Origin of the sequence: Streptomyces rubellomurinus, assembly GCF_000961885.1 — a bacterium.
In the GTDB taxonomy this organism is placed as follows: Bacteria; Actinomycetota; Actinomycetes; order Streptomycetales; family Streptomycetaceae; genus Kitasatospora; species Kitasatospora rubellomurina.
On the sequence record NZ_JZKH01000207.1, the window covers coordinates 1 to 3,266 of the forward strand.

3 protein-coding genes are annotated in these 3,266 nt (G+C 73.1%); all 3 read right to left on the reverse strand.

The window, feature by feature from the left end; genetic code table 11:
* A partial coding sequence (locus VM95_RS37250) for an ATP-grasp domain-containing protein (RefSeq protein WP_045705740.1) occupies nt 1-768 on the reverse strand: 768 nt, incomplete at its 3' end.
* A 20-nt stretch (nt 769-788) separates the two neighbouring features.
* On the reverse strand, nt 789-2,123 hold the full coding sequence (locus VM95_RS37255; RefSeq protein WP_045705742.1) for a hypothetical protein: 1,335 nt from the start codon (nt 2,121-2,123) through the stop codon (nt 789-791).
* On the reverse strand, nt 2,120-3,266 hold a 1,147-nt coding region (locus VM95_RS43070; RefSeq protein ID WP_052707815.1), incomplete at its 5' end, for a hypothetical protein. The genes VM95_RS43070 and VM95_RS37255, both read right to left, overlap by 4 nt.

Below are 3,266 nucleotides of genomic sequence, written 5' to 3' on the forward strand. Positions count from 1 at the left end.
GGCGATGCGCCGGCAGTGGTCGGCGACGAGGTGGTGGTCGTCGTTGGCTTCGGCGCTGCCGCCCTGGCTGAGGTTGGCGAGGTAGCCGCCGGGGCGGGGGCGGCGGGTCAGCGAGGTGACGACGCGCCCGTCCGCGAGGTAGACGCGCATGTCGCCGCTGTGGTCGAGCAGCGGCTGGACGAGGTAGCCGGTGGCGCTCTGGGCGGCGAGGTCGACGGCGGCCTCGAGTTGCTGGTCGGTGTCCACGCGCAGCACGCCCACCCCCATGGACAGTTCGCGGGGTTTGACGATGTAGGGGCCCTCGCCCAGGGCCCGGCGGACGAGGGGGACGGCGCGGCGGGCGTGGCGGCCGGGGGGCAGGGCGATGGTGGGGATGGTGGGCACGCCCACGGTGGCGGCGTGCTGGATGAGGGCGAGTTTGTCGCGCTCCAGGTAGTCGGGGGCGGTGAAGGCGCGATTGAGGAGGACGGCGCCGGCGGTGTGCAGGGTGCGGTAGATCGCGCGCAGCGCCTGGGCTCCCTGGGGGTGGCTGCTGGCGTCCTCGACGATGTAGCTCTGGGGGGTGGCGAGGAGGTCTTCGCCGTGGTGCAGGAGTTGGGGGCGCTCCAGGCACAGGGGCACGAGGTCGGCGGCGGGGATGACGCGGAAGTCGAAGCCGCGGGGGTGGGCGAGTTTGCGGTAGCGCTCGGTGATGCCGGTTTCGAAGGCGTCGATGTCGGCGGGGTCGTAGTCCTCGCTCGGGTAGATCCAGGTGATGAGCCCGGTCACGGGAGGTCTCCTCGGCGATGTCAGGCGGATCGGTGGGTGAGGGCGATGTTGGCGAGGGCGCCGTGGCCCAGGATGCTGACGACGCCTTCGCCGCCGGGGGGCAGGTAGCGCACCAGGCAGCCGGCGGGCCGGCCGTCGAAGAGGAAGGGGCTGAAGACGGGCTGGACGGGGGCGTGGAAGGTGGTGGTGGCCTGGTCGTCGGCGGCGAACTCCATGGTGATCGGGGCGGGCTCGACGTGTTCCTGGACGATGTGGTCCTCGGCGGCCGCGGCCCGGGTGACGGTCTCGCGCCACAGCCGCGGCTCGCAGGTGCGCCCGACGAGGACCTGCTGGCCGCTCATGCCGATGGCGGGTTTGAGGACGTAGTCCTCGGGGTGGTCGAGGAGGAGTTCGGGCAGGGGGCGGGTGCGGCCGCGGTGGCGGGCGGGGCGGTCCGCCAGGACGCGGGTCCAGGGCAGGTAGCGCTCGACGGCGGCGCGCTCCGTCTCGCTCATCCAGGGCCGGCCCTCGGAGATCCAGGCGAGGACCTTCTTGTTGGCGACCAGGTAGGCGCTCTGGGTGGCGATGAGGGCGCAGCCGGCGTCGAGGGCGGCGCGTACGGGGGCGAGGTCGATGCCGTGGCGTTGCCATTCGAGGATGGTGAGGTGGCGCAGGCCCACCTTGTAGCGGGTGGGGTCGGTGGGCAGGTCCTCGGGTTCGAAGAACTCGGCTTCTAGGCCGTGGCGGCGCAGGGAGTCGAGTTGGAGCTCGAAGTAGCGGCCGGCGGGGTAGTCCCGGCGGGTGCCGAGGAGGGCGACGGCGGGGGGTGCGTGAAGGTCGCGGACGGCGCGGGCGAGCAGGGTGTCGCGCACGGCCAGGGGGTCGGGGGCGGTGAGGGGGGTGGTGTCGGGGCCGCCGAGGGCATGGGTCCAGGCGCGGGTGTGCAGGGCGGTGTCGACGACGCCGCCGATGCCGGAGCCGATGTTGAACTCGATGAACTTGGGGCCGCCGCCGGTCTCGATGAGGATGTCGGGTCGGGCGATGCACGTGGCGTAGCGCTCTTCGAGGGGACCGGTGACGGTCAGCGGGTAGAGCGCGGGATCGGCACCGAGGGCGGCGATGCGCGAGGCCGGGTCGGGAGCGGCGGTGAACAGGGCGCGGCGCAGCAGGGAGAGGAGAGTGGCGGTGGCGGTGAACAGTTCCCGCCAGGACGCCAGGGGCAGGACCACCGGGTGCAGGGAGCGTTCGGAGGGCACGAGGTTGGCGTATTCGCCGTCCCTGAGGGCGGTGAGGTGGCGGGCGACGTCGGGCAGGGGCAGGCGGGTGTGCAGCGGGGGCGGCTGGGTGCCGTACCACGGCGTGGCGGGGGTGGTCATCGGGCGGCCCGGTGGCGCGGGGTGGTGAGGGGGGCGAGGAAGGTGTCGAGGTCGAGGTGGCGCGTGTGGTGGACGCCGGGGGATGCGGCGCTGTAGTCGAGGCGGGCGGGGCGCTGGTGGTCGTGGAAGTAGACGGCTTCGAGGTGGCCGTGGGGGTCCTCGGCGAGCAGGGGGTTGGCGACGAGGAAGTCGCGGACCTGGGGGGTGTCGTGGTTGACGCGCAGCCACAGGCGTTTTTCGCCGAAGTGGTTGGGGGGCAGGACGACGCGGCTGCCGAAGCGGCGTTTCCACTGGTAGGTGCCCTTGCTGAGGAAGGGTTCGGTGCCCTGGAAGTCGAGGTGGCGTACGCCGTTGCGGGCGGCCCAGTCGATGAGGAGGTGGTAGATGGCTTTGAACGCGCCGCTGTCGTAGTGCTTGCTGTCGCCGTCCTGGATGCCGAGCAGGCGCAGGGTGAGGGTGGCGCTCGCCCGGTCCCAGTGGCACAGGGCGCCGCCGATGCGCTGTCCGTCGTCCTGGGTGAGGGCGAAGAGGCGGCCGGTGCGGAAGAGGCACTCGTAGGCGGCGTCCTTGGTCTCGGTGCGTTCGCGGTCGCCGTGGCGGGCGCGCATGGTGGGGCGGTACATGCGGTCGTAGAACTCGTCGAACCAGCAGGGGTCGTGGACCGGTTGCCAGGCCCAGTGGTGGGTGCGGCGGGTGGCGGCGTACTGCTGGCGTTCGCGTTTGGAGATGCGGGCGCGGGTGGCGTCGGGGCCGGTGTGGGTGTCGACGACGAAGTGGACGCGCATGGGGACGATGAGGGAGGCGGCGCGCGGGAGGGCGCGGGCGCGGGTGGCGCTGGTGCCGATGATGGCGATGTCGGCGTCGGGCAGGGTGGCGGGGTCGCGCAGGTGGCGGCCACTCAGGCGGGTGGTGTCGCGCCGGGCGCTGTCGTGGCCCGCCTCGCGGCGCAGTTCGGTGAACTCCAGGGTGTAGGCGAGGCCTTCGGCGAGGCCGGCGTAGCAGACGGAGAGGCTGGCGAGGTCGGATCGCACGGCGGGGAAGGCGGCGCCGTCGCGGGTGTCCCAGGCGGTGCGGGTGCGGGTGAGGCGGGGGTCGGCGCTGTTGCGCCAGTGGTAGCCGGCGTGCAGGCGCAGGCGATCGGGC